The sequence below is a fragment of the Paenibacillus sp. Y301 genome (assembly GCF_059445505.1).
In genome coordinates, this window is the sequence record NZ_JCAIUL010000002.1 from 78,775 (window position 1) to 102,706 (window position 23,932).

24 protein-coding genes are annotated in these 23,932 nt (G+C 41.9%); 21 read left to right on the plus strand and 3 right to left on the minus strand.

The features are described 5' to 3' along the window. The first annotated feature begins 41 nt into the window (after nt 1-41). Nucleotides 42-1,472, plus strand: coding sequence for a cardiolipin synthase (cls, locus tag AC1D69_RS03810; protein ID WP_495454837.1), 1,431 nt, complete (start codon nt 42-44; stop codon nt 1,470-1,472). Between the two features lie 180 nt (nt 1,473-1,652). Then, nucleotides 1,653-2,495, plus strand: a complete 843-nt coding sequence (locus AC1D69_RS03815) for a YitT family protein (protein ID WP_495455281.1) — start codon at nt 1,653-1,655, stop codon at nt 2,493-2,495. Nucleotides 2,496-2,553: 58 nt separating this feature from the next. Here the strand turns inward: AC1D69_RS03815 and ligD are convergent, their stop codons facing one another. Both ligD and ku read right to left on the minus strand, forming a co-directional pair. After that, nucleotides 2,554-3,444, minus strand: a complete 891-nt coding sequence (gene ligD / locus AC1D69_RS03820) for a non-homologous end-joining DNA ligase (protein WP_495454838.1) — start codon at nt 3,442-3,444, stop codon at nt 2,554-2,556. Nucleotides 3,445-3,457: 13 nt separating this feature from the next. Next, nucleotides 3,458-4,357 (minus strand): non-homologous end joining protein Ku, encoded by a 900-nt coding sequence (ku, locus tag AC1D69_RS03825; RefSeq protein WP_495454839.1) that lies wholly within the window; start codon nt 4,355-4,357, stop codon nt 3,458-3,460. Between the two features lie 154 nt (nt 4,358-4,511). On the opposite strand from ku, the gene AC1D69_RS03830 reads away from it, so the two are divergent. The 8 genes from AC1D69_RS03830 to AC1D69_RS03865 all read left to right on the plus strand — a co-directional run bounded on the left by AC1D69_RS03830 (nt 4,512) and on the right by AC1D69_RS03865 (nt 11,394). Further along, entirely contained in the window at nt 4,512-4,781 is a 270-nt protein-coding gene (locus AC1D69_RS03830) for a hypothetical protein (RefSeq protein WP_495454840.1), read from the plus strand. Continuing rightward, the gene (locus AC1D69_RS03835) at nt 4,782-4,967 is read left to right on the plus strand and encodes an H-type small acid-soluble spore protein (RefSeq protein ID WP_495454841.1); all 186 of its coding nucleotides are present in this window, start codon (nt 4,782-4,784) and stop codon (nt 4,965-4,967) included. It begins immediately after the preceding gene. Nucleotides 4,968-5,259: 292 nt separating this feature from the next. After that, complete coding sequence (gene tsaE / locus AC1D69_RS03840; protein WP_495455282.1) at nt 5,260-5,748, plus strand: tRNA (adenosine(37)-N6)-threonylcarbamoyltransferase complex ATPase subunit type 1 TsaE; 489 nt, start codon at nt 5,260-5,262, stop codon at nt 5,746-5,748. Further along, a complete protein-coding gene (gene tsaB, locus AC1D69_RS03845; protein WP_495454842.1) occupies nt 5,745-6,539 on the plus strand; it encodes a tRNA (adenosine(37)-N6)-threonylcarbamoyltransferase complex dimerization subunit type 1 TsaB in 795 nt (264 codons plus the stop codon). Before tsaE ends, tsaB begins: the two co-directional genes overlap by 4 nt. A gap of 12 nt (nt 6,540-6,551) precedes the next feature. Beyond that, nucleotides 6,552-7,037, plus strand: a complete 486-nt coding sequence (gene rimI, locus AC1D69_RS03850; RefSeq protein WP_495454843.1) for a ribosomal protein S18-alanine N-acetyltransferase — start codon at nt 6,552-6,554, stop codon at nt 7,035-7,037. 33 nt (nt 7,038-7,070) lie between these two features. Continuing rightward, entirely contained in the window at nt 7,071-8,123 is a 1,053-nt protein-coding gene (gene tsaD, locus AC1D69_RS03855) for a tRNA (adenosine(37)-N6)-threonylcarbamoyltransferase complex transferase subunit TsaD (protein WP_495454844.1), read from the plus strand. A gap of 660 nt (nt 8,124-8,783) precedes the next feature. After that, complete coding sequence (locus tag AC1D69_RS03860) at nt 8,784-9,002, plus strand: hypothetical protein (RefSeq protein WP_495454845.1); 219 nt, start codon at nt 8,784-8,786, stop codon at nt 9,000-9,002. A gap of 826 nt (nt 9,003-9,828) precedes the next feature. Then, complete coding sequence (locus AC1D69_RS03865) at nt 9,829-11,394, plus strand: 2-isopropylmalate synthase (protein WP_495454846.1); 1,566 nt, start codon at nt 9,829-9,831, stop codon at nt 11,392-11,394. 457 nt (nt 11,395-11,851) lie between these two features. Here the strand turns inward: AC1D69_RS03865 and AC1D69_RS03870 are convergent, their stop codons facing one another. Further along, the gene (locus tag AC1D69_RS03870) at nt 11,852-13,798 is read right to left on the minus strand and encodes an ABC-F family ATP-binding cassette domain-containing protein (RefSeq protein ID WP_495454847.1); all 1,947 of its coding nucleotides are present in this window, start codon (nt 13,796-13,798) and stop codon (nt 11,852-11,854) included. A gap of 341 nt (nt 13,799-14,139) precedes the next feature. Between AC1D69_RS03870 and AC1D69_RS03875 the strand changes: the two genes are divergently transcribed. The 11 genes from AC1D69_RS03875 (at nt 14,140) to AC1D69_RS03925 (ending at nt 23,926) form a co-directional block, all read left to right on the plus strand. Beyond that, the gene (locus AC1D69_RS03875; RefSeq protein ID WP_495454848.1) at nt 14,140-14,769 is read left to right on the plus strand and encodes a 5-formyltetrahydrofolate cyclo-ligase; all 630 of its coding nucleotides are present in this window, start codon (nt 14,140-14,142) and stop codon (nt 14,767-14,769) included. Beyond that, nucleotides 14,770-15,243, plus strand: a complete 474-nt coding sequence (moaC, locus tag AC1D69_RS03880; RefSeq protein WP_495454849.1) for a cyclic pyranopterin monophosphate synthase MoaC — start codon at nt 14,770-14,772, stop codon at nt 15,241-15,243. 42 nt (nt 15,244-15,285) lie between these two features. Continuing rightward, nucleotides 15,286-15,771, plus strand: coding sequence for a MogA/MoaB family molybdenum cofactor biosynthesis protein (locus tag AC1D69_RS03885; RefSeq protein ID WP_495454850.1), 486 nt, complete (start codon nt 15,286-15,288; stop codon nt 15,769-15,771). A 171-nt stretch (nt 15,772-15,942) separates the two neighbouring features. Further along, nucleotides 15,943-16,167 carry a twin-arginine translocase TatA/TatE family subunit gene (gene tatA, locus AC1D69_RS03890; protein WP_495454851.1) on the plus strand — a complete coding sequence of 75 codons (225 nt, stop codon included), beginning with the start codon at nt 15,943-15,945 and terminating at the stop codon, nt 16,165-16,167. Between the two features lie 90 nt (nt 16,168-16,257). After that, nucleotides 16,258-17,034, plus strand: a complete 777-nt coding sequence (gene tatC / locus AC1D69_RS03895; protein WP_495455283.1) for a twin-arginine translocase subunit TatC — start codon at nt 16,258-16,260, stop codon at nt 17,032-17,034. A gap of 301 nt (nt 17,035-17,335) precedes the next feature. Continuing rightward, the gene (gene groES / locus AC1D69_RS03900) at nt 17,336-17,617 is read left to right on the plus strand and encodes a co-chaperone GroES (protein ID WP_495454852.1); all 282 of its coding nucleotides are present in this window, start codon (nt 17,336-17,338) and stop codon (nt 17,615-17,617) included. A gap of 62 nt (nt 17,618-17,679) precedes the next feature. Continuing rightward, nucleotides 17,680-19,308, plus strand: coding sequence for a chaperonin GroEL (gene groL / locus AC1D69_RS03905; RefSeq protein ID WP_495454853.1), 1,629 nt, complete (start codon nt 17,680-17,682; stop codon nt 19,306-19,308). Nucleotides 19,309-19,680: 372 nt separating this feature from the next. After that, nucleotides 19,681-20,688, plus strand: coding sequence for a LacI family DNA-binding transcriptional regulator (locus AC1D69_RS03910; RefSeq protein ID WP_495454854.1), 1,008 nt, complete (start codon nt 19,681-19,683; stop codon nt 20,686-20,688). 196 nt (nt 20,689-20,884) lie between these two features. After that, the gene (locus tag AC1D69_RS03915; protein WP_495455284.1) at nt 20,885-22,126 is read left to right on the plus strand and encodes an ABC transporter substrate-binding protein; all 1,242 of its coding nucleotides are present in this window, start codon (nt 20,885-20,887) and stop codon (nt 22,124-22,126) included. A 115-nt stretch (nt 22,127-22,241) separates the two neighbouring features. Beyond that, nucleotides 22,242-23,108, plus strand: coding sequence for a carbohydrate ABC transporter permease (locus AC1D69_RS03920; RefSeq protein ID WP_495454855.1), 867 nt, complete (start codon nt 22,242-22,244; stop codon nt 23,106-23,108). Further along, the gene (locus AC1D69_RS03925) at nt 23,108-23,926 is read left to right on the plus strand and encodes a carbohydrate ABC transporter permease (protein ID WP_495455285.1); all 819 of its coding nucleotides are present in this window, start codon (nt 23,108-23,110) and stop codon (nt 23,924-23,926) included. The genes AC1D69_RS03920 and AC1D69_RS03925 overlap by 1 nt, the downstream gene beginning before the upstream one ends. Nucleotides 23,927-23,932: the final 6 nt, after the last annotated feature.

The window sequence follows — 23,932 nt, forward strand, 5'->3', positions numbered from 1 at the left end:
GAATCTGTGAGATTATGATTTTTCTAGAGGAGGTCAGTCGCATGTTGTGGCTCCTTATTGCACTATTCGTATTTATTTTTCAAATGGCGACGATCCTAATTCTTGAATTTCGAAATCCAACCAAAGCTATAGCGTGGATGTTTATATTATTTTGTTTTCCACTGGTTGGATTTGTAGTGTATTACTTTGTAGCCCAGGAATATAGTAAGCGTAAGCAAGTTCGTTCAAGAGGTTCCCGGTTGTTTCAGGAAATACATGGACTATTATGGAAAGAGTCAGTCATTGTAGACAACGTAGAAGAGATGCATAATAACACATTTCGTAACCAAAAGAGATTGTTTCAACTTCTATCGAATATATCAGAGAGTCCCATAACAGGGTGTAATACAAGTAGAGTTCTAACCGATGGGAAAGAAGCTTACCAAGCCATGCTTGATGCGATGGAGTTGGCAAAGGATCATATCCATATTGAGTTCTATATTTTCAGGGAAGATATGATTGGTACTGAATTTCAGGAGGTGATGATTCAAAAGGTGAAAGAGGGAGTTAAAGTTCGGATGGTTCTTGATGGAATTGGGAGTTATCACTTGAAACGTCCCTTTATTAATCGCTTGAAAGAGACGGGTGTAGAATTTCTTTTCTTTCTTCCTCCGCGTATCGCTACCTTTGAACGTCGCATTAATTACCGTAATCACCGTAAGATCGTCATTGTGGATGGGAAGAAGGGATTTGTAGGGGGATTAAATGTAGGAGATGACTATTTGGGTCTATACCCCAAAATGGGATATTGGAGAGATACTCATCTGGAAGTCGAAGGGGATGCCGTTTATTTTCTGCAAAATATATTTCTGAACGATTGGAAATTAGCTTCTAATGAACGAATTACAGATCCTAAGTTATTCCCAGTACATGAATGTCAGGGAGAGGAGCAAGTTCAAATTCTGAGTAGTGGTCCGGATCAAGTATGGGATGCGTTGCAGGAGATGTGTTTTGGAGGAATAACGGTTGCTAATGAAAGAATATGGATTACTTCTCCTTACTTTATTCCTGATCCAGCCATTTATGAGGGGCTCAAAACGGCGGCGGTTAGTGGTGTAGATGTACGAATCATTATTCCTTGGAACTCCGATTCAAAGTTGGTCCATCTGGCTTCCTTGTCTTATGTAGAAGAACTGCTAGAGGCTGGAGTTCGATTCTACCAATATCGTAAAGGTTTCATACACGCCAAAATCATGATTGTGGATCATCTTCTGGCATCGGTTGGTACTGCAAATATGGATATGCGTAGCTTCTTTTGTAACTTCGAGTTGACTGCCGTGTTATTTGAACAGAATGCCATCCAACGGATAGAGGACGATTTCATAAAAGATCTCCAAGATTCAACAGAAATACAGCCTAATGAATTTATGGCAAGGTCTCGTTTGCAAAAAGGGGGGGAGATTTTATGCCGTATGTTGTCTCCATTATTATGAACAACCTCTATAACAAAAAAAATATGCATTAATTTTATTCATGATAAAAGTCTATGGTATAATATATACCATGGACGAAAGGCTGATATTATGAATAGGGGGAGTTGTGTGAGTACGAGTATAGAAACGATTGAAGGAAATATTCAGAAAGAAACAAATTACCCACCCAAAAATCCAGTTATGAAGAAAACGCAGTTACTTCGAGCGGTTATTATGCTTATTGGAGCAGGTCTTGTCTCCGTAGCGCTCGAGATTTTCCTAGTACCCAACGATATCATTGATGGAGGAATAACAGGGATATCGATCATGGGAGTTCACTTTTCACATTTACCACTGGGCATATTTCTTACACTCTTTAACCTTCCATTTCTGTTTCTAGGTTACAAGCAAATTGGTAAAACATTTGCCTTATCGACATTGTTCTCCATTCTTGTGATGTCTATAGGAACTTATCTTTTACATCCAGTTGCCCCACTTACCAGTAATGCCCTTCTTGCAGCGGTATTCGGTGGTGTTATTCTTGGGATTGGTGTAGGACTTGTTATTCGTGGTGGAGGATCAACAGATGGTACCGAGATCGTCGCTATTCTGTTGAGTAAGAAATCGCCATTCTCTGTTGGTGAAGTTGTTATGTTTATTAACGTCTTTATACTTAGTGGTGCCGGATTCGTGTTTGGATGGGACCATGCTATGTATTCTCTTATTGCTTATTACATTGCTTTCAAATTAATTGATGTAACCAATGAAGGTTTGGATCAATCGAAATCAGTATGGATCATCAGTGATCTATACAGAGATATTGGTGACGCGCTTACACAACGGCTTGGACGAGGTGTAACTTATCTAGATGGTGAAGGATCTTATTCTGGTGAGAATAAGAAGGTTATCTTTGTTGTTATTACTCGTCTAGAAGAAGCAAAATTAAAGACGATAGTTGCTGAATGGGATAAAGAAGCTTTCATTGCTATAGGTAATATTCATGATGTCAAAGGCGGACGCTTCAAGAAGAAAGCGATCCATTAAATCTAAAATCAATATGACGTGTATATATATGATAAACCCGGGGTGTCTGACTCCGGGTTTATCTGTGCTTTAAATGATGCAGTATATGCTGAAGAGGTTGAGGTGAGATCGTTCTGAGTAGATCCCCTTTGTCCAATAGTCTCGCCTCAATATTTAATAGATGGAAATCTGTAGGGGAGACGTTGTGTTGAACTTCCTCCCAGGATAGAGGTGTAGATACGGTAGCTTTTGCTCTAGCACGCGGAGTGTAGGGCGCGGCCAACGTTTTCCCTGAATAATGTTGTAAATAGTCAAAGTATATTTTATCTCCCCTATGTTTCTTAAATCTTTCTAAGGTGAATAACTCGGGGTGACGCTCCTCAACATAACGTCCTACGAAATGTCCAATCATTCGTAAGTCGTCAAAAGTAATTCCCTCTTCAATTGGGATGATAATTTGAACACCGGTTGCACCCGACGTCTTAGGAATGGACTGAATTCCTAATGAGGTTAGAACATCACCCACAATCGCTGTCGCTTCCATGATACGAGGCTCAACTTCTAGGGAAGGGTCTAAGTCAATCATCCATTCGCAGGGTAACTCACTATGTGCATAATGGAGAGATGGATGAAATTCCAATGCGGCTAGATTTCCTAACCATAGTAATTCAGGCAGACTATGAAGAACGATATATGAAATATCATCGACTGAAACCGTAGATACATAAGGTGGACGGGGTTCTGGTGCATTCTTTTGATAGAAGAATTCTCCATCCACGCCATGTGGATATCGGATCGTCGTCAGCAGTCGGTCTCTGCAGTATGGAAGTAAATAGGGAGCAAGGATAGCAAGCTTTTGTAAATAGATTGCCTTCGTGATCCCCATTTCTGGCCACAGAAGTTTGTCCGGATTAGTTACAGGGATATGCTGGCCTTCCACAATAATACTTCCTTTTTGACGAGTAGCCATTGCAGTAACCCCTTTAAGATATGGTTTTTTTGGTTTTTTTGGATGTGCTACGAGCCTTGGGTTTTGTTACATTATCTATACCACTAGTTTCCGTTTTTGTACTTGTACTTCTTTTTCGCTTCGGTTTACCGGGATCTGTAATAATGGGTTGTACAGCTTCAATGCTAGCTTGAAGAGCTGCCATGAGATCAATGACATTGGATTCTTGACGAGCGGGAGCAATCTTGAACTCTTCACCAGCAATCTTGCTCTGAATCAGTTGTTGTAATGATACCCGATAATCGTCTGTGTATTTATCAGGACTAAAGGGAGTTGAGAGCTGTTCAATGAGCATTTTGGCCATATCCAGTTCCTTATTGTTCACTTCCATATGTTCTGGGAGATTAGGAACTTGGGATACGGGTCGAATCTCATCGGGATAAAAGATCGTCTCAATAGCAAGACATTCATCAAGTACACGAATAGCTGCTAGACTACTTTTAGAGCGAATAGAAATTTTGGCTATTCCGATCTTGCCTGACTGACGCATGGCTTCCATAAGAAGCATATAGGCATTTGACCCTGCTTGATCTGGAGAGAGGTAGTACGTTTTTTGAAAATAGATGGGATCGATCTCCGTCAAATCAACAAAGTCTAAAATGGTAATGTTCTTATTATTTTGTTCCGTTAATTGTTCCATTTCTTCTTTTTCAAACAGCACGAACTTCCCTTTCTCATATTCATATCCTTTGGATATTTCCTCCCATTCCACTTCCTTCTCACAGACAGGGCATTTCCTTACGTAGGAAAGTGGGCTACCGCAGACTTTGTGTACATACCTCATTGAGATATCTTTATCTTCTGTTGCCGAGAACATTTTGACAGGAACATGGACCAATCCGAAACTGATCGCACCTTTCCACACTGTATGCATGAATAGTCACCTCTATTTTCTTCTTTTTTTAAAATATAGTATGCCCCATCTTCATTCATTTTAGTGGGGATTTCGCGCATGATTACGTACGTCGCAGGGCATATTGAGAAGAGTTAAAAACCTATAACAAGAAAATAGGGGGAGATGAATCATCATGGACGATCAAGATCAAGATAAAGTTGGTGCAGAAGAGGTTAATTGGTACAACGTTACAAGTTCTGAGCCGGACATGGCTGAAGAAGAAGCCTATCTATTGGACGTGGATCGAATGGTGAATGAGGGTCTTGGTGGTGGAGAAGTGACGATTGCTAATGGGTATATTGGTGATATTGCACCTGAGAAACTGTATATGGATCGAGAAGAAGAGTTTCTGGATTTAGAAGGTAATGGGTTAGATTATGAAAGTGAAAAGGAGCAATCATAAATGGATGTTAAGAGAGCCATTGATATTTATCAGACTAAGGATACCGTTGCTGTTCAATTAGAAGGAGAGCCTGTCTGGATTGAGCATGTGGATGAAATAAATGGAATGGCTACTGTTCAGGTCGGCTCACGCCCAACCAATACGCATACAGTGAGCGTGGATCGGCTTCTTGAAGAAGAGAAATAATAGACCAAGCTACGATGACCAACAATCGCCACATAGCAGCTCAAGGATAACCACCTTGAACTGCTATTTTTTGTGCATTCGTATTTCTTTGGAAAAAGCCGTGTGCCTCATTTTTGTGCATATTATGGAATTTCTAATCCTTTGATTTCTTGAGAAGGTTCCTATTCATATCTAAGCCTCAACTCTTTATTAAGAAATAGAAGTTGTCGCTTCTTGCGGGTGTTCGCATTGACCGATATAATTAAGGTCAAGTTATGGTGTAAATGGCCGTAAAGGTGGGATTGAATTGGAAATGAGTCATAATGAAGAACAATACATGTTTACCTCCAATGGATTACAAGATACTGAGGCGTTGGCAGCTTGGCTTGCTGAAGCTACGGTACCTGGTACTGTGATTGGATTGGATGGTGATTTAGGTGCGGGCAAAACAGCCTTCTCACAACTATTCGCTAAACATTTAGGTGTGAAGGGGATTGTTAATAGTCCAACCTTTACGATTATTAAAGAATATGAAGGTAGATTACCTTTTTATCATATGGATGTTTATCGCCTTTCGATCGAGGAAGCGGATGAGCTTGGACTGGATGAGTATTTCTATGGCGAGGGAGTCTGCCTGGTAGAATGGTCTCAGATCATAAGTGAACTACTACCTGAATCGCATTTGCATGTCTATCTAGAGACTACCGGGCTTGAACAACGTAAGATTACAGTCCGTGGTTCTGGAGAACCTTATGAGGAATGGTGTTGTAACCTGAAAAAGAATGGAGTCTTTAAATCATGAACAAACCTCAAGAGACAGAACCCATACAAAGGGTTCTAGCTTTGGATACATCTACAACTTCGTTATCCGTAGCGATGATGGACAATGGAAAAGTACTACACGAGATCAATGAATTCGGTGAGCGAAACCATTCCATTCGTATTCTCTCAATTGTGGAAGAAGTATTGAGAGCATCATCAACATTAAACTCAGATGTGCAAGGGATCGCGGTTGGTGTTGGTCCAGGTTCTTACACGGGTACACGCATTGCCGTTACAGCAGCGAAGACGTTGGCTTGGGCATGGAATGTTCCTGTGGTGGGGATATCTAGCTTACATTCATTGGCTTATGGTGGTTTCAGCCATGCTATGAATGCACAAGAAGATCGGGAGAAGATAGGGCATATTCAATGGATTATTCCTCTGATCGATGCTCGCCGTGGTCAAGTATATACAGCGTTATTTAGTTCATCAGATGGAAGTGCGCCTGAACGGATCGAGCAGGATGCTATCCGCTTAATGGAGAAATGGATCGAGCAGATTATGACTCGTATAGAGGAGACTCCAGAACATGAGAAACCTCAATCGGTCTGGTTCGTGGGAGACGTTAATCTTCATAAGGAAACAGCAGAACGACTTAGAATATATCTAGGGGATGCACTTCATGTTGTTTCTTACGATATGGAAGGTCGATACGTTGGGGTGTTAGGAACGGAGAGGTTTCTTGCTGGAGAACAAGACGATATGCATTCGTTGATTCCGAATTATACCCAACTTGCTGAGGCGGAAGCCAATCTCCTTCGCAAGTCATGAAGGGAGTAAGTTATGTTAATAGAACAGATGGATAATGAAGAGCATGAGGATTTCTCGTTTCGAAAAATGAAAATAGAAGATATCCCTAATGTCATGATCATTGAACACGAGGCGTTTACTTTACCATGGACAGAGACAGCCTTCCAAAATGAATTGACGAACAATCTTTTTGCACATTATATGGTTATGGAGTACGAAGGTAAGCCTATTGGATATGCAGGAATGTGGACGATTGTTGATGAAGCACATGTGACGAACATTGCGATATTGGAAGCATTTCGTGGACGGAAGTTGGGTGACCGTCTTTTAGATCATTTAATGAAGATTGCCTCTATTAAAGGAATGATTCGGATGACATTGGAAGTTCGTGTGTCTAATATCGTTGCTCGAAGTCTGTATGAGAAAAAGGGTTTTGAATCAGCTGGCATCCGTAAAGGCTATTATTCGGATAATAATGAGGATGCTATGATCATGTGGGCAGACTTACCACAATACTAGGAGTACAGCCGTAGGGAAGGAAGCGTTAGATTGATGAATGAACACAAGAATGAAGAGAGTCCTTGTTATATCTTAAGCATAGAGACAAGCTGTGATGAAACAGCTGTGGCTGTCGTGAAGGATGGACATGAAGTGATGTCCAACTTGATCGCAAGTCAGATTGAGACGCATAAAGCTTTTGGTGGAGTTGTACCCGAAGTGGCTTCACGTAAACATGTAGAAAGTATCACCTTAATGTTAGATGAGGCGGTAGCTGCCTCAGGAATCCAAATGAGTGACCTATCTGCCATTGCTGTGACGCAAGGTCCAGGACTTGTAGGGGCATTATTGGTAGGTGTAGTAGCTGCAAAGAGCCTGTCTGTCGCTATATCTAAACCACTTATTGGTACACATCATATCGCAGGACATATTTATGCCAATCGATTAATTGGTGAAATTCAATATCCTTGCATGGTATTGGTTGTATCTGGGGGTCATACAGAGCTTGTCTATATGAAGCAAGAGGGTCATTTCGAAGTGATCGGACGTACAAGGGATGATGCTGTAGGGGAAGCGTACGACAAAGTAGCACGGTCCATTGGATTCCCTTATCCTGGTGGACCTCATGTAGATAAGATGGCGTTGGAGTCCGAAGAGACGATCGATCTGCCACGGGCATGGCTAGAACCGGGATCCTATGATTTCAGCTTCAGTGGGTTGAAGTCTGCCGTATTAAATGTTATTAATCAGCGAAAAATGCGTGGAGACGAGCCTATGTCCGCCGCTATTGCTCGTGGATTCCAAGAATCCGTCGTGGATGTACTTGTTACGAAGGCGATTCGTGCAGTGAAGGCTTACGATGTGAAGCAACTTCTACTGTGTGGAGGCGTTGCGGCTAATCGTGGGATTCGAGCTGAACTCAGTAAACAATGTGCCAAAGAAGGAATAGATCTCTCCATTCCTCCATTTGAATATTGTACAGATAATGCTGCCATGATTGGAGCTGCAGCCTATCTCAAATGGAAGGAACAATACTTCACATCTCTTGATATGAAGGCAGATCCACAACTTTCCTTAGAAGATTGGGGCAACAATAATTTAGAATAAATGGTGTGGTAATGAGTGTTGGGATGAACTATTATTTACGTTATTCCTATATTGACAATTTTATCTAGGGTAGATATAATCATTTTAAATTTCAGATAGAAGCAAACGTGATGAACAAGAGTAGTAAGGTAAACCCCGGGATATTATAATTATAGAGAGCTGCGGGATGGTGCAACGCAGTCGAGGGGACCTGAACTCGCTTGGGAGCGGAATGGTGGAACACGGCGAGTAATCATTCGTCGCAGTCCTGGTAGTGCACACCGGGGAAGTATACCGTTACGTTGACCTCCGTGAGAGGGTAAGCCTGTCAGTCCAGCGTATTGTGAGTTATGGCTGATGGCGTTTGAGGGGTTCTTCTAATGATCCTATGTTTACATAGGTAAGAAGGACAACAAGAGTGGTACCGCGAATGGGTGAACAGCCTGTCGTCTCTTGATTTAAGAGATGACGGGCTTTTTTGTATACACAAATAGATATCAATACAGACCATGATCGGGAGTAGTAAAAGGCTAATGTCTTTCAGAGAGCTGTGGAATTGGTGTGACACAGTGGCAATCCCCTTTGAATCTCGCCCGGGAGTTAATTTTCATGGAACTTTGCTAAGTGCGAGTTCAAAAAGTCAGATGTGAGAACAAACTTTAGATGATGTATTATCTAAGCTTGAACCTTACCTTAAACCTTATCTTATCGCAAGATCGATATTCGATGCCGAATTACTCACTTGGCATACTTCGTGATCATAAGGTGACTTTTTTGAATAACCACTTAGGAAGTGTACATGAGTTCGGTGATCCACCGTTAAAGGGAGATCTTTATGCACACGGTCATACAGCCGGTCATAAAGAACAAAGTGGGGTGCTTAGACAGTCATGTCGATAAGGCACCAACAAGAGTGGTACCGCGGAGGGTGAAAGCCTGTCGTCTCTTATTTATAAGAGATGGCAGGCTTTTTGTGTGTGCTGGCGTTACGTCCTAGGGCCATGACGGAGTGAAGGGAGTGAGGGAACGAGGGTGAGGATGAAGATGAGGATGATGATCGATGGAAGGAAGGGTTGGAGTGAAGGAATGAGTTTGAAGGAAATAAGGAAATGAAGGAAATGAAGGATTGATGTTGAACGAAGGAATGAATGATCAGGGGATTGAGGTTGAATGAAGGAAGGATTGGAGTGAGGGATGAGGTTTGAAGGTAATGAAGGATTGGAGTGAGGAATTAAAGGCTAAAATGTGGTGCTCCTGATGAGCTGAAGATGAATAACAGGAAATTTTCCAGTTAATATCACCTAAATGCTATTAGAAAACCATCTAACTGGAAAATATCCATCTAATTCCGAATTTGAAGCGAAAATAACGGGTAACGGGTTAGATTAACAGGAGAAATTCCAGTTAGACAAAGAATTAGTGGTTTTTACGATAATTTAACGGGAGATTTTCCATGTAAATACGATAGTAATCGGCCACGGGAGAGGGTGAAGGGTGAATCTCCAATGTTCTATTGTTGTTGATGGAACACACATGGCAGCGCGCTCTGAACGCACTATAGTGGAGTAGTGATATCGGGAATATGCTTCTGAGGTGTTTTTTTGAAACGAAGACCTAATCAGAGAAGAAATTAACTCTTCAAAATGGATCATGCTTCCGAAGCTAGTTTTGTTACGAAGAGTACAGCAAAGGAGCATTGCTCACAAAACTTTTAGGAGGTCATAAAATGACAAACCAACCAACATCGCCAAAGATTATTATATTTGATACAACGCTACGTGACGGGGAGCAAGCACCAGGTGCAAGCCTACAGCCCGAGCAGAAAGTGCAACTTGCTGCTAAGCTTGTTGAGCTAGGGGTAGATGTGTTGGAACCAGGATTTCCAATCTCAAGTCCAGGTGAATTTGCGGCTGTAGAGGCTATATCGCGGCAGTTTCGGCAAGTAGAAATATGCGGGTTCGCAAGAGCTGTAAAGGGAGATATTGATGCTGCTGTTCGAGCTACAAAGGATGCGGAAAGTCGTCGAATTCACCTCTTCTTGTCATCATCGGACATTCACTTGAAGTACCAATTGCGTATGAGTCGTAAGGAGGTCGTAGCTAAGGCACGTGAGATGACCGCTTACGCCAAACAATTTAGTGAGCATGTTGAATTCACAGCTATGGATGCTGCTCGTACAGGAATAGATGACCTAATTGAGATCGTAGAGGCTGTGATTGAAGAAGGAGCAACCATGATCAATCTACCAGATACGGTAGGATATGCTTTACCGAGGGAGTATGGAGATATGTTCCGGAAAGTTCGTGAGGGAGCAAGAGGAGGAGCGGGTGTCCTGTATAGCGCTCACTGCCATAATGATCTGGGCCTTGCAGTTGCAAATAGCCTTGCTGCGATTGAGAATGGAGCATCTCAGATTGAAGTGACGGTGAACGGAGTTGGAGAGCGAACAGGAAATTGTGCGCTTGAAGAATTGGTCATGGCTTTGGAAGTAAGGAAAGATTCGCTGAACTATACAACAGGTATATCGATGGAGAAGTTATACGGAGTATCGAAGGCAGTTAGTAGTTCCATGCATTTTCCGATGGCTTATAACAAGCCTATTGTAGGTCGTAACGCATTTCAGCATGAGTCTGGTATTCATCAGGATGGACTTTTAAAGGATCGAAGTACTTATGAGATTATGAGTCCTGAATCACTAGGTATTCCACGTGACATGATTATTCTAGGTAAACATTCGGGTCGACATGCTCTGAAAGATCGTATAGCTAGATACGGAGTTCAGATGAAGGATGAAGAGATGGAAGTCCTTTATGGGTCCTTTAAGGACACTGCGGATCGTTTAAAAGTGGTCACCGATGACTTGCTGCTGAAGATGGTCAGTCATACGACAGGCAAAAGGATTCAGAACTTTGAACTTGGAGAAGTTCAGGTACAATCGGGAAGTGCAGAAGAGCGCATTGCATCTGTCACACTGAGACATCTACATGAAGATCGAGAATCTGTTCATACCGCTGCAGGGAAAGGACCACTGGAAGCACTAATATCAGCGATTAGCCAAGGGATTGATGCAGAGATCGTATTTGGTGATCTGGAGTTACATTCTCTTAGTACAGGTGAAGAGGCGCATGCCGAAGCTGCCGTAACGGTGGTATGGGAAGATAAGACCTATCGAGGGACAGCAATCCATCAAGATATTGTGATGGCTGCCGGTCTTGCATATGTTGCCGCTTGTAATAGCGCTCTTTCAAAATATCCCTCAATTCTTCAGTCTAACGTAGAGATGACTGAGTGATTGCAAGACTGATCGTTCGCGTAACTCCTAGCGCGCGGTGCACGATGGCTGTCAACCACAAGAGTAAGAACAATTAGTCAACAAAACCATTCTTATTTGTTACTTTGGTGGTCTCTATAGAAAGACAAATAAGCTTGTCAAGATGTGGACAAGGTTATCCACATATCCAAGTGGAATTGTGTACAAATAAGCTCGAATAGGAATATATCTAGCTTGAAATTGATTTTGAAACCGTGGATATTATTTTCAAGAAAATTGTGGATAATGTGCATAACTTAGTGGATAAAAGTGGATTATTCGGAAAAAACGCACTAAAACGCAAAAAAATAGCCCTTAGGGCTATTTTTTGTGAGGAGTTATGCACGTTTTACGGGGATAACATTGTGCATAACCCCAAATATATGAAATAAACTTTTTTTGTGTTTCTTATATCATTGCATTTACGAATGTTTTTTGCTTATTCCATAGCAAGGATTTCCCATTCGCTATACACGCTTTCGAGAGCGGTTCTTTTCAAATCGACCTTCTGTTGATGTTCTTGTAGAGCCATATAATCTTGAACAATTTCTGGGAGGGCCATCTTGTTTTCTAGATCAGTAATTTCCTCTTCTAATACATGTATCTCTTCTTCTAATGTAACCAGTCGTCGTTGACGATTACGTTCTTCACGTTTGGCTAATTTCTCCGCTTCGAATGAAGAAGCTCCAGAAGTATCCATAGAATCTAAAGGGATGTCTGATTTCGAGCTTGTTTTTGCCGCAAGAAGTGCCTCTTGTTGTATTTCAGCTAGTTCTTGTTTCTTTTCGGTATAATCATCATAATTTCCTAGGAACTGTTCAGTACCTGTTGGAGAGAGCTCAACAATGCGTTCTGCCATCTTGTTAAGGAAATAACGGTCATGTGAAATAAATAGAAGAGTCCCTTCATAATCGATTAATGCAGACTCAAGCACTTCTCTACTGAATAAGTCTAAATGGTTGGTAGGCTCATCCAGGATGAGCATGTTAGCTTCTAGCAACATGAGTTTAGCTAATGCAACTCGAGCCTTCTCACCCCCACTGAGAGCAGAGATTTTCTTGAGAACATCCTCGCCACTGAATAGAAAGTTGCCAAGTACCGTACGAATACGAGCTTCATCCATATGAGAGTACTCACTCCAGAGCTCCTCAAGAACGGTATTCTTCGAATTTAGATTGGTCTGTTCTTGATCATAATAGCCAATCTTCACTTTCGTTCCCCAATGGATATTGCCGGCAGCAGGTTCGAGTGTACCTAGCATACATTTAAATAAGGTGGATTTCCCAATTCCGTTAGGTCCGATTAAGGCAACGGTTTCTCCTCGACGCATATCAAATGATACATGTTGGAATAAAGGTTCTAACGGATCAAATGCGACAGACAGCTCATTGACCTGTAGGACTTCTTTACCTGACGAATATTCTACTTCAAAAGAAAAGTGTGCCTTCTTCAGATCGCCGAGTGGCTTATCCAATCGATCCATTTTTTCAAGGGATTTGCGACGACTCTGTGCTCTCTTGGTGGATGAGGCGCGTACGATATTGCGTTGAACGAAATCCTCCATACGGGCAATCTCGCCTTGTTGCTTATCGTATTGTTTCATTTGTGATTCGTATTCAGCAGCCTTTAGATCAACATATCGACTGTAATTTCCCGTGTAACGCTTGGATTGATGACGTTCAATTTCAACGATGGTTGTTACTAGACGATCTAAGAAATAACGGTCATGGGATACGACTAATAATGAACCTGAATATGAACGTAAGTAATCTTCTAACCAAGTCAATGTCGCAATGTCCAAGTGATTCGTAGGTTCATCCAGCATAAGTAAGTCGGGAGCTAATAAAAGAATACGTGCTAACGCAAGACGAGTCTTTTGCCCACCACTAAGTGTTGAGATTGGCGTATTAGGTGCAAAATCTCCGAACCCCATCCCATGAAGTACACTGCGGATCTTGGTCTCCATTTCGTAACCGCCATGATCTTTGAACCAATCGGAACGAACTGCATAACGATCTAATAGATCTTGATATTTCTTAGGATTCTCCATCGAAACAGGATCAGCAATTTGACTCTCCATTAAGCGTAGTTCCTGTTCGGCATCGATTAAGGGAGTAAACACGGCTAGCATTTCTTCCCAAAGTGTTCGATCGGATTGGAGACCACTATTCTGAGCAAGATAGCCTATCGTAGTTTCCTTTGCTTTGAAAATTTGTCCTCCATCATGGGATATTTCCCCTGCTAGAATTTGTAGAAAGGTAGATTTACCTGCACCATTTACACCTACGAGACCGACGCGCTCTTTTTCAAGAATCTGTATATTTATACCGTCGAGAACCGGATGAACTCCGTATAGTTTTTTAATTCCAGTAGCTTGAAGTAACATGCGATAGAAACCTCCATCTTTGTTCTTATTTAAATGATAAGAAAGCATTAAGTCTCACATGATCAATTTCATAATCGCTGAGGTATCTAAATCCATTTGCGTATATATGAAAATATTGATCCATGATAATATATTGCTAATATTTCCGATATAACGGATTCTGTTCTTGAAAAAAGGACAGCACGTCCGCTTCTACTTGTTAGTTATTTTACATGAAATGGAGGGATTACGCGACTTCAGTTGCAGGACTTCAGTCCGATCTTGGCGAAAAGAAAGCAACAGTGGTACACTATAGGCAAAACATATGTATACGTAAACATAGAAAAGGCGGCTGAATGGGAATGAACGGGAATAATCACCCATTATCCGATGTTAAAAAAAACTTACGTCTCACTATGACAAAAGCTCGAAATGCATGTTCCAGTATTCAACGTGAGCAGTGGTCTAATGAAGCTATTCGTCATATAACACAAGAGATGGAATCTATGAGAATAAGTCATTTTCTAGTCTATATTCCGTTTCGCTCTGAACTAAATACAAGAAGTTTAATTGAATGGGGATGGAATAAAGGCTTACAAGTACTTGTTCCTAGATGTGATCCTAGAGAGTATTCTATGGAGATCTACCCACTTCGAGATTGGAATGAATTAGAACCAGGTGCTTACGGAATAGAAGAGCCCGATCCTTTGCGTTTAAGCGCTCTTAGACATGATTTTGTTCCAGATGTCATTATTATACCGGGACTGGCCTTTGATAGGATAGGTGGAAGGTTGGGTTACGGCAGCGGCTATTATGATCGATATCTTGAGCGGTTACAGCCATACGTTAATCATAAGAACCCTCCAATTTTGATCGGACTTGGCTATGAAATGCAGGTCGTGCACCAGGTACCCATGGATAGACATGATGCAATGCTAAATATTCTCGTTACTGAGAATGGCGTTATGAATTGCAATAAGGAGGTTTATTAAATGGAATTGACTCATTTCAACGAACAAGGTAGAGCACGTATGGTGGATGTATCGGACAAGGAAGTGACCGCACGGACTGCTGTTGCGCACACTACGGTTACGATGGCACCAGATACGCTTGCGAAGATTAAAGCTGGGTTAATTGGCAAAGGTGATGTACTTGCGGTAGCGCAAGTAGCAGGTGTAATGGCTGCGAAGAAAACATCCGATTGGATTCCAATGTGTCACCCTCTATCACTCACAGGCATAAATATTCATTTCACTGACAATGATCATAATGAACTATACATAGATGCAACTGTAAAGACGACTGGAAAGACAGGGGTAGAAATGGAGGCATTAACCGCCGTATCTGCTACAGCTCTAACAGTGTATGACATGTGCAAAGCGCTTCAAAAGGATATGGTGATTGGACCCACTTATCTACAGTCGAAGAGTGGTGGGAAGAGCGGAGATTATCAACTTAACACTTAAAAATAGAGGGTAGAATAAGAAGAGAAGGAGGCGGGTGATCACATGGTGTGGAAAACAGCGATCTTAACTGCTAGCGATAAAGGATCCAGGGGTGAGCGCGAAGATACGAGTGCCCAGGTCATCCGGGAGTTGGTGGAAGAAGAATTGGGCGGAGAGATCGTAGAATACCGCATCGTCCCCGATGAACAAGATGAGATTATGGCCTCACTCATTGAACTAACCGATTATTTCAGAGCAGATTTAGTGTTAACGACAGGTGGGACAGAACTGGCCATCCGCGACGTTACCCCAGAGGCAACTAGAAAGGTTATTGAACGTGAGGTTCCTGGGATGTCGGAAGCGATGAGGGGAGTAGTAATGCAGCGTAACCCTTCTGCAATGCTCTTCCGAGGTATTTGTGGCATTAGAGGCAGAACTCTCATAGTGAATCTTCCGGGCACTCCAAAGGGCGTACACGAATCTCTAGCGGCGATTATGGATCAGTTGCCTGAAGCACTCCTAATGGTAACAGGTCAATATCGTCAATAGAACGATATATAATGGCGAATTAGTAACGAAAATAGCTGTGTTTATGTGATATAAGTTATGGTATAATTCGTATATTAAATATTGTGTTAGTGTTCGTGTTAGCTGAATTTATAGATTTAACACAAGTACTTAAGGATAGCGATACTGTTTTTAAATAAGGAGGAATTCATTATGGGAATTGGAACTCCAGGTATTATTTTGCTTGTAATATTAGCGTTACTACTATTTGGCCCCAACAAATTACCTGAATTAGGACGTGCTGTAGGACGGACTTTCCGGGAATTTAAAAATGGAGCACGTGACATTATGGAGGATTCAGCTTCTCCACAGAAGACTGAAGTGAAACAAGCTACCAATACTCCGAATGAGTTAGAAAATAAACGCCTTCCAGAATAGTACGTCAGGAGCATACTGACAGATTGATCCCTTCCTGCGGGGAGGGATTTTGTGTTGGCCACAATTGATGTGAAAACCGAGGTGACAAGCATGTCTGCAGTGCAGGATGAGATGTCCATTTTTGAACATTTAGGTGAACTACGTAAAAGAATTATTTATGTGTTATGTGTATTTCTGGGAGGACTTATCATTGGTTTGTTTCTAGCCAATCCTATATATCATTATTTAATTGATGCGGATACGGCCAAGGATTATGTACTTCATGCCTTTTCATTCTGGGATGGTATTGGAATCTACATGAAAATATCCATGGTGATATCGCTAGTGATATCCTTACCTTTTATTGTGTATCAATTGTGGGCTTTCGTAAGCCCTGGCTTAAGGGAAATCGAACGTAAAGCGGCGTTAAGATATGTACCGTTTGTGTTGATTCTTTTCCTACTAGGGATCTCCTTTGCTTATTATATTGTGTTTCCAATGGCTCTGTCTTTTACTACGGCAGTCACCACAAGTATGGGCCTAGAAGAAACGTATGGGATTACGCAATATTTCAGCTTTATGTTTAGTTTAGTGATTCCTCTTGCACTCCTTTTTGAACTACCCCTTGTGGTTATGTTTTTAACCAAGATTAGAATTCTGAATCCATTACGTCTACGTAAAATGCGGAAGATTTCATATTTTGTACTTGTGTTTATAGCCGTGGTAATCACGCCACCGGATTTCATTTCTGACTTTCTAGTGACGATTCCTCTTTTATTATTGTACGAGTTCAGTGTATTCGTATCATCACTGATCTATCGTAAGCAGCTAGCAACTGATGAAGAGATCGAAGCTAGATATCGGCAAGAAGATGACACAGATAAATAGATCTAAGTAGAACGGACTTATTCCATTCATCGGCATGCCTTTCATCTGAAGGGGGTGTCTTTTTTTCTATGGAGAATGTCATTTAGAAGGATAGGGGCATATTTAACAGCGGTATGGATAGAATGTATGAGGGCTTACACATTTTTTTTTGAAAATAGGTACAAAAGACTTGAAAAATGTGCCCAAGTTGAGTATCATAAAAATTGGTTGTTAGCACTGAGGCTTGTCGAGTGCTAATACATATTTCGACAGATGGTACTGTCTCACACAATATACTATTTTAATAAGGAGGCTATTTTTCATGATCAAACCTTTAGGTGACCGCGTACTGGTAGAACCAATCGAGCAAGAAGAAACGACTTCATTCGGGATTGTCCTTCCGGACTCTGCTAAAGAAAAGCCGCAAGAAGGTAAAGTTATTGCTGTAGGTAACGGTGCGGTAAAAGATGGTGCACGTGTTGCTCTTGAAGTAAAAGAAGGCGACAAAGTTCTTTTCTCCAAATATGCCGGAACAGAAATCAAATATGAAGGTAAAGAATATTTGATTATGAAAGAAAGCGACATACATGCAATTGTAGGTTAATCACCTCGAACATAGGAATGCACGAAATGTAATATATAATCCATAAGGAGGAATACATCACCATGGCAAAAGATATTAGATTTAGTGAAGACGCACGCCGCTCTATGCTGCGCGGAGTTGATGCTTTGGCAAATGCAGTAAAAGTAACTTTGGGACCTAAAGGTCGTAACGTTGTTCTTGAGAAGAAATTCGGTAGCCCATTGATTACTAATGATGGTGTAACTATTGCTAAAGAAATCGAATTGGAAGACGCTTTTGAAAATATGGGTGCACAACTTGTTAAAGAAGTTGCTACTAAAACCAACGATGTAGCTGGTGACGGTACAACTACTGCAACAGTTCTTGCTCAAGCGATGATTCGTGAAGGTCTTAAGAACGTTACTGCAGGAGCTAACCCTATGGTTATCCGTAAAGGGATCGAGAAAGCTGTTAAAGCAGCTGTAATCGAGCTTAAGAGTATCGCTAAACCAATCGAAGGCAAACAATCCATTGCACAAGTTGCATCGATCTCTGCTGCTGACGAAGAAGTAGGCGAATTGATCGCTGAAGCTATGGAAAAAGTGGGTAATGACGGTGTTATCACTGTTGAAGAATCCCGTGGATTCGCTACTGAATTGGAAGTCGTGGAAGGTATGCAATTCGACCGCGGTTACATTTCTCCATACATGATTACAGATACGGACAAAATGGAAGCTGTTCTTGAGAATCCATACATCCTAATCACAGATAAGAAAATCACAAGCACACAAGAAATCTTGCCGTTGCTTGAGAAAATCGTTCAACAAGCTAAACCGCTTGTGATCATTGCTGAAGATATCGAAGGCGAAGCACTAGCTATGCTAGTAGTTAACAAATTGCGTGGTACTTTCAACGCAGTTGCTGTTAAAGCTCCAGGATTCGGTGATCGTCGTAAAGCAATGTTGCAAGATATCGCTGCATTGACTGGCGGACAAGTGATTACAGAAGAATTGGGTCTTGACCTGAAGACAGCTACTGTTGATCAATTGGGTACTGCACGTCAAATCCGTGTAACAAAAGAAAACACAATCGTGGTTGATGGCGCTGGAAACAAAGCTGATATCGACGCTCGTGTTAATCAGATCCGCGCTCAATTGGAAGATACAACTTCCGAGTTCGACAAAGAGAAATTGCAAGAGCGTCTGGCTAAATTGTCAGGTGGCGTAGCAGTAATCAAAGTCGGAGCTGCAACTGAAACAGAATTGAAAGAACGCAAACTACGCATCGAAGATGCCTTGAACGCAACTCGCGCAGCGGTTGAAGAAGGTATCGTATCCGGTGGTGGTACTGCACTCGTGAACGTATATAAAGCAGTAAATGCTGTAGACGTGACTGGCGATGAAAGAACAGGCGTAAACATCGTATTGCGCGCTCTTGAAGAACCAATCCGTACAATCGCAGCAAATGCTGGCCAAGAGGGTTCCGTTATTGTGGAACGCTTGAAGAAAGAAGCTATCGGAATCGGCTACAATGCTGCTACTGATGAGTGGGTAAACATGTTCGAAGCTGGGATCGTTGACCCTGCTAAGGTAACTCGTTCAGCATTGCAAAATGCTGCATCTGTAGCTGCAATGTTCTTGACTACTGAAGCAGTTATCGCTGACAAGCCAGAACCAGAAAAACCAGGTATGCCTGATATGGGCGGCATGGGCGGTATGGGCGGCATGATGTAATAAGGGATTAAAACCCTTATGCATCAAAGGGTTTTCCGCATGGGAAACGCCGTTTGACCATATTGTTACTCCATTGTGTAAAAAAAGAGGCATCGGTTGAGTTCGTAAACTCAACCGGTGCCTCTTTTCCTTTTGATTATTCCAAACCTCAAAAGCCAATTGTATTTTGATTGAAACCATTAACTCAACGAAATCGTGGCTTTGCGGAATATTAGGTTTGGTCCAAAGTATATTTATTGTCATTAATGGTTGACAAAAATAACAGTAACATTTATATTTTAGGTAAGCGTTTACGTAGAAAGTATTACATTTCATAAAATAAAAAGTTAACGTTTACATTACTGTTGTAGGACAGGTTGAAGAGGAATTGATATGAACAATCCAACGATCAAAGATGTAGCAAGGAAAGCTAATGTATCTATCGCTACGGTCTCTCGGGTGCTGAATAATCTTCCCGGGTATTCGGACAAAACGAAGCAAAAGGTGAATCAGGTTATTAAAGAAATAGGATACCAGCCTAATGCAATCGCCCGCGGCCTCATCAATAAGCGGACGCAGACGATCGGGGTAATGTTCCCGACTGTATCAAGTTACTTCTCTGCGGACATTCTCCATGGTATAGAAGAGTACGCCAACGACCATAACTACAGCGTCTTTGTCTGTAATACGGATGCGGATGGCAAGCGTACGATGAAATATCTGCATGTGTTACGTGAGAAGCAGGTAGACGGCATTATATTCTCCAGCGAAATGCTGAAGGAAGAGTATTATGAAGTGCTACAAGCGATGAAAGTACCTGTGGTATTGGTATCTACCAAAACGGATTATGCTTCTGTTCCCTACATCAAAGTGGATGATAAGCAGGCAGCATATGATGCGGTGGAATATTTGATCTTAAAAGGTCACCGGGAAATTGCCATGGTTAGCGGATCTGTGACTGATAAAATGGCTGGCATCACGAGAATAGAAGGTTACCAGAAGGCGTTACAGAATTATGGGATACCCTTTAAGGAGTCTCACCTGGTCTTTGGGAATTTCGAGTTTGATGATGGATGTATAGCTATGGAGAAGCTGATTCAGACTGCGCCGGAGGTTACGGCTATCTTTGCAGCGAGTGACGAGATGGCAGTTGCAGTTCTGTCCGTTGCTGCGAGGCATGGTCTCAAGGTTCCAGAAGACATTTCCGTAATCGGTTACGATAATCTGAAGCTTGCTGAAATGGCAGTGCCCCCCTTAACAACAGTGGATCAGCGGCTGTATGAAATGGGGAAATTAGCTACAGGGAAGCTGATTAATATGATTGAGAACGACTGCGTAGCAGAAAGCAGTATTATGCCTCATAAGATTGTTGAAAGACAGTCGGTAAGGAAACTTACCTAAAGTTTTTTTCAATATAACGTAAACGTTTACTATCTGAAATTAAATGGTTATTACGAGAGAGAGGGATCAGAAATAGGAGAAAAGGTTAACACATCAAAAGAACGTAAACGTTTACTCTCAAGAATTAAGTTGAGGGTGAAGGAATAACCACAGATCACAATAACCAACAAATTAATTTTCTCAGGGGGAATAGATGATGAAAAAGGTAATTAAACCTCTTTTAGTAGGCGTACTGGCGATCTCTTTACTTAGTGCATGTGGCAATAATGGTGGTAATTCCGAAGGAGCTTCTGGTAAGACGGTGGAAATTGAATTCTTCCAGAACAAGACTGAAGCTAAAGCTACTTTCGACAAGCTCGTAACCAAGTTCAATGAAGCTAACCCGAACATTAAGGTAACCCAAGTAAATCCACCGGATGCAGAAACGGTTCTAAAGACCCGCGTTGCGAAACAGGATATTCCTGACGTCATCGGAACGGGCGCAACGGATACGTTCTCGACTCTTGCCAAAAGCGGACTGTTTGAGAATTTCACGAATGACCCGCTTATTGAGAACATTCAACCGGTTTATCTGGATATGCTGAAAGGCATGACCGGGCTGACAGAGTTGAACGGCATTCCTTTCTCAACAAATGCTAACGGCGTTATTTACAACAAAGCAATCTTCAAGGAGCTAGGACTTACTGTTCCAACAACCTGGGATGAATTCATTGCAGTTGCCCAAAAGGTTAAGGATTCTGGACAGAACGCCTTTTATCTCACACTAAAAGATGCATGGACATCCCTTCACCAGTTCAACTCACTGGCGGGTAATATCGCAGGCCTTGATTTCTTCTCCCAGCGCGCGGAAGGCAGTGTAACATTCAAGGATACGTATCGTGAGATTGCTGAGAAGCAACTGAAGCTCCTGGACTTTGCTCAAAAGGATATCTACGGCAAGGGATATAACGACGGCAACACCGCTTTTGCCAAGGGTGAGTCTGCAATGTATCTGCAGGGAGTATGGGCTATTCCAGAAATTCAAAAGGGTAATCCGGATATTGAACTGGGTGTATTCCCCTTCCCAAGCACGAATGATCCAGCCAAGAACAAACTCGTTTCCGGTGTAGATACTATACTTACCATTTCTAAGAGTTCGGAGCACAAAGAGGAAGCTAAGAAATTTGTGGACTTCTTACTTCAGCCGGACAATGTGAAGCAATATATCTCTGAGCAAAAAGCATTCTCTGCAGTGACAGGTGTTACACTAGACGATGCTAGTGTTGCTGACCTGACGGAATCATTCAAAAATGGCCATCTCATTGATTTCGCAGATCACTATATCCCTGCGGCTATGAAGTTAGATTCAATCATTCAAGGCTTCTTGCAAGAGAAGGATATTGACGCTTATCTAGCTTCACTCGACACCGAGTGGGACAAAGTTGCCAATCGTAAATAATACAGAGTTGCATTCTATCCTTTAACCTTATATGTCACAGAGACGGATACCGAACTTTAAAAAGGGACGGTACATCCGTTTCTTCTTATTTGCAGTATAGAAGGGAGACACACTAATGGCTAAACGCCGCATCGCCTTTTACATAATGACCATCCCAGCAGTTCTATTGTTCTTTGCCTTTCATACATTTCCTACGTTACAGGGAATCTTTTATGCGTTTACGAATTGGGATGGCTTCAGCGAGAGTTACGGTTTCGTAGGAATCAAGAACTTTGTGAACCTCTTTAAAGATTCAAATGTGATGAATTCCTACCTGTTCACTTTCAAGTATGCCATTATCATGACGATCTTCATTAATATAATCAGCCTGCTTATTGCGCTAGGACTGAACGCTAAGATCAAATTCAAAAACTTTTTTCGCGGCGTATACTTCTTGCCCAACATTCTCAGCGTCCTGATTATCGGCTTTATCTTCAACTACTTGTTCTCCAATGTTTTTACTGTCTGGGGAGAAAAAATAGGTAGTGAATTTCTCTCGCAAAATATTCTCGGAAACGCTGATTGGGCGTGGGTTGGGATTGTTATAGTTGGCGTATGGCAAGGTATCGCGTTTAACACGATTTTGTATTTGGCCGGTCTTCAGACGATACCACAGGATTTGTACGAGGCTTCGAATCTGGATGGTGCAGGAAAAATCAGAGAATTCTGGAACATTACGTTCCCACTTCTGGCTCCTTCCTTTACCATTAACATGGTACTTGCCATGAAGGGCGGACTGATGGTGTTTGATCAGATTGTTGCCCTTACGGGAGGCGGCCCGGGACGCTCTACACAATCGATTGCGCTTCTTATTTATACAGGAGGATTTCAAGGCGGAGAATTTGCCTATCAATCGGCCAATGCCGTCATTTACTTTATTCTTATCGCCGTGATCTCCGTGATTCAGATTAAATTTCTACAGAAACGGGAGATGGACATGTGATGACAAAGAAGACGAACTGGACCATTACTATACTCGTTGCACTGGGCTCTCTGCTCATTTTATTCCCGCTCTATATGACCGTCAGCATCGCACTGAAGAACCCGGCGGAAATGGCTCAATCGATCTTCGCACTGCCAACGGGGTTGCATTTTGAGAATTTCAGTAATGCAATTAAGGCGACGAATTTCTTCAATGCCTTCAAGAACAGTGCCGTTATAACTATTACTTCAGTCGTATTCATTCTGCTGACAAATTCTATGGTGGCTTACGCGATTGCGCGAAATATGAAACAGAGGTTCTTCAAAGGGCTGTATTTCTATTTCATCAGTGCCATGTTCATCCCGTTTCAGATCATTATGTTACCTGTGGTTAAGGTGACAACAGACCTGCATATGAACAATATTATGGGACTGATCATTCTCAACGTCGTATACGGCCTTGCATTCAATGTGTTCGTGTATGTGGGTTATATCCGCTCCATTCCGGTAGAGCTTGAAGAAGCAGCGAACATTGATGGGGCATCGACATGGGGGACATATTGGAAAATCATCTTTCCTCTCCTTGCGCCAATCAGTGCAACGGTCGGAATTTTATCCTGCCTGTCGTCATGGAATGATTTCATGTTACCGCTAATTTTACTGGGAGACCAAGATTCCTACACGCTCCCACTGGTGCAATATGTGTTTCAGGGACAGTTCGGTACCGATTTCAATCTAGCGTTCGCTTCTTATCTGCTGGCCTTATTGCCTATGGTCATTGTGTATCTGTTCGCACAAAAATGGATTATTAATGGTATTACCCAGGGTGCGATTAAATAGTAACCT

What these genes read in the sequence shown, in the direction of transcription:
- AC1D69_RS03925 (WP_495455285.1), top strand. Translation starts at nt 23,108, where the DNA reads ATGACAAAGAAGACGAACTGGACCATTACTATACTCGTTGCACTGGGC.
- AC1D69_RS03870 (WP_495454847.1), bottom strand. Translation starts at nt 13,798, where the DNA reads ATGTTACTTCAAGCTACTGGAATTAAAAAACTATACGGAGTTCATCCG.
- ligD (WP_495454838.1), bottom strand. Translation starts at nt 3,444, where the DNA reads ATGGCTACTCGTCAAAAAGGAAGTATTATTGTGGAAGGCCAGCATATC.
- AC1D69_RS03865 (WP_495454846.1), top strand. Translation starts at nt 9,829, where the DNA reads ATGACAAACCAACCAACATCGCCAAAGATTATTATATTTGATACAACG.
- AC1D69_RS03830 (WP_495454840.1), top strand. Translation starts at nt 4,512, where the DNA reads ATGGACGATCAAGATCAAGATAAAGTTGGTGCAGAAGAGGTTAATTGG.
- groES (WP_495454852.1), top strand. Translation starts at nt 17,336, where the DNA reads ATGATCAAACCTTTAGGTGACCGCGTACTGGTAGAACCAATCGAGCAA.
- AC1D69_RS03920 (WP_495454855.1), top strand. Translation starts at nt 22,242, where the DNA reads ATGGCTAAACGCCGCATCGCCTTTTACATAATGACCATCCCAGCAGTT.
- rimI (WP_495454843.1), top strand. Translation starts at nt 6,552, where the DNA reads ATGTTAATAGAACAGATGGATAATGAAGAGCATGAGGATTTCTCGTTT.
- tatA (WP_495454851.1), top strand. Translation starts at nt 15,943, where the DNA reads ATGGGAATTGGAACTCCAGGTATTATTTTGCTTGTAATATTAGCGTTA.
- AC1D69_RS03885 (WP_495454850.1), top strand. Translation starts at nt 15,286, where the DNA reads ATGGTGTGGAAAACAGCGATCTTAACTGCTAGCGATAAAGGATCCAGG.
- tsaD (WP_495454844.1), top strand. Translation starts at nt 7,071, where the DNA reads ATGAATGAACACAAGAATGAAGAGAGTCCTTGTTATATCTTAAGCATA.
- AC1D69_RS03875 (WP_495454848.1), top strand. Translation starts at nt 14,140, where the DNA reads ATGAACGGGAATAATCACCCATTATCCGATGTTAAAAAAAACTTACGT.
- AC1D69_RS03815 (WP_495455281.1), top strand. Translation starts at nt 1,653, where the DNA reads ATGAAGAAAACGCAGTTACTTCGAGCGGTTATTATGCTTATTGGAGCA.
- AC1D69_RS03910 (WP_495454854.1), top strand. Translation starts at nt 19,681, where the DNA reads ATGAACAATCCAACGATCAAAGATGTAGCAAGGAAAGCTAATGTATCT.
- tsaE (WP_495455282.1), top strand. Translation starts at nt 5,260, where the DNA reads ATGAGTCATAATGAAGAACAATACATGTTTACCTCCAATGGATTACAA.
- cls (WP_495454837.1), top strand. Translation starts at nt 42, where the DNA reads ATGTTGTGGCTCCTTATTGCACTATTCGTATTTATTTTTCAAATGGCG.
- tsaB (WP_495454842.1), top strand. Translation starts at nt 5,745, where the DNA reads ATGAACAAACCTCAAGAGACAGAACCCATACAAAGGGTTCTAGCTTTG.
- groL (WP_495454853.1), top strand. Translation starts at nt 17,680, where the DNA reads ATGGCAAAAGATATTAGATTTAGTGAAGACGCACGCCGCTCTATGCTG.
- AC1D69_RS03915 (WP_495455284.1), top strand. Translation starts at nt 20,885, where the DNA reads ATGAAAAAGGTAATTAAACCTCTTTTAGTAGGCGTACTGGCGATCTCT.
- tatC (WP_495455283.1), top strand. Translation starts at nt 16,258, where the DNA reads ATGTCTGCAGTGCAGGATGAGATGTCCATTTTTGAACATTTAGGTGAA.
- AC1D69_RS03835 (WP_495454841.1), top strand. Translation starts at nt 4,782, where the DNA reads ATGGATGTTAAGAGAGCCATTGATATTTATCAGACTAAGGATACCGTT.
- ku (WP_495454839.1), bottom strand. Translation starts at nt 4,357, where the DNA reads ATGCATACAGTGTGGAAAGGTGCGATCAGTTTCGGATTGGTCCATGTT.
- moaC (WP_495454849.1), top strand. Translation starts at nt 14,770, where the DNA reads ATGGAATTGACTCATTTCAACGAACAAGGTAGAGCACGTATGGTGGAT.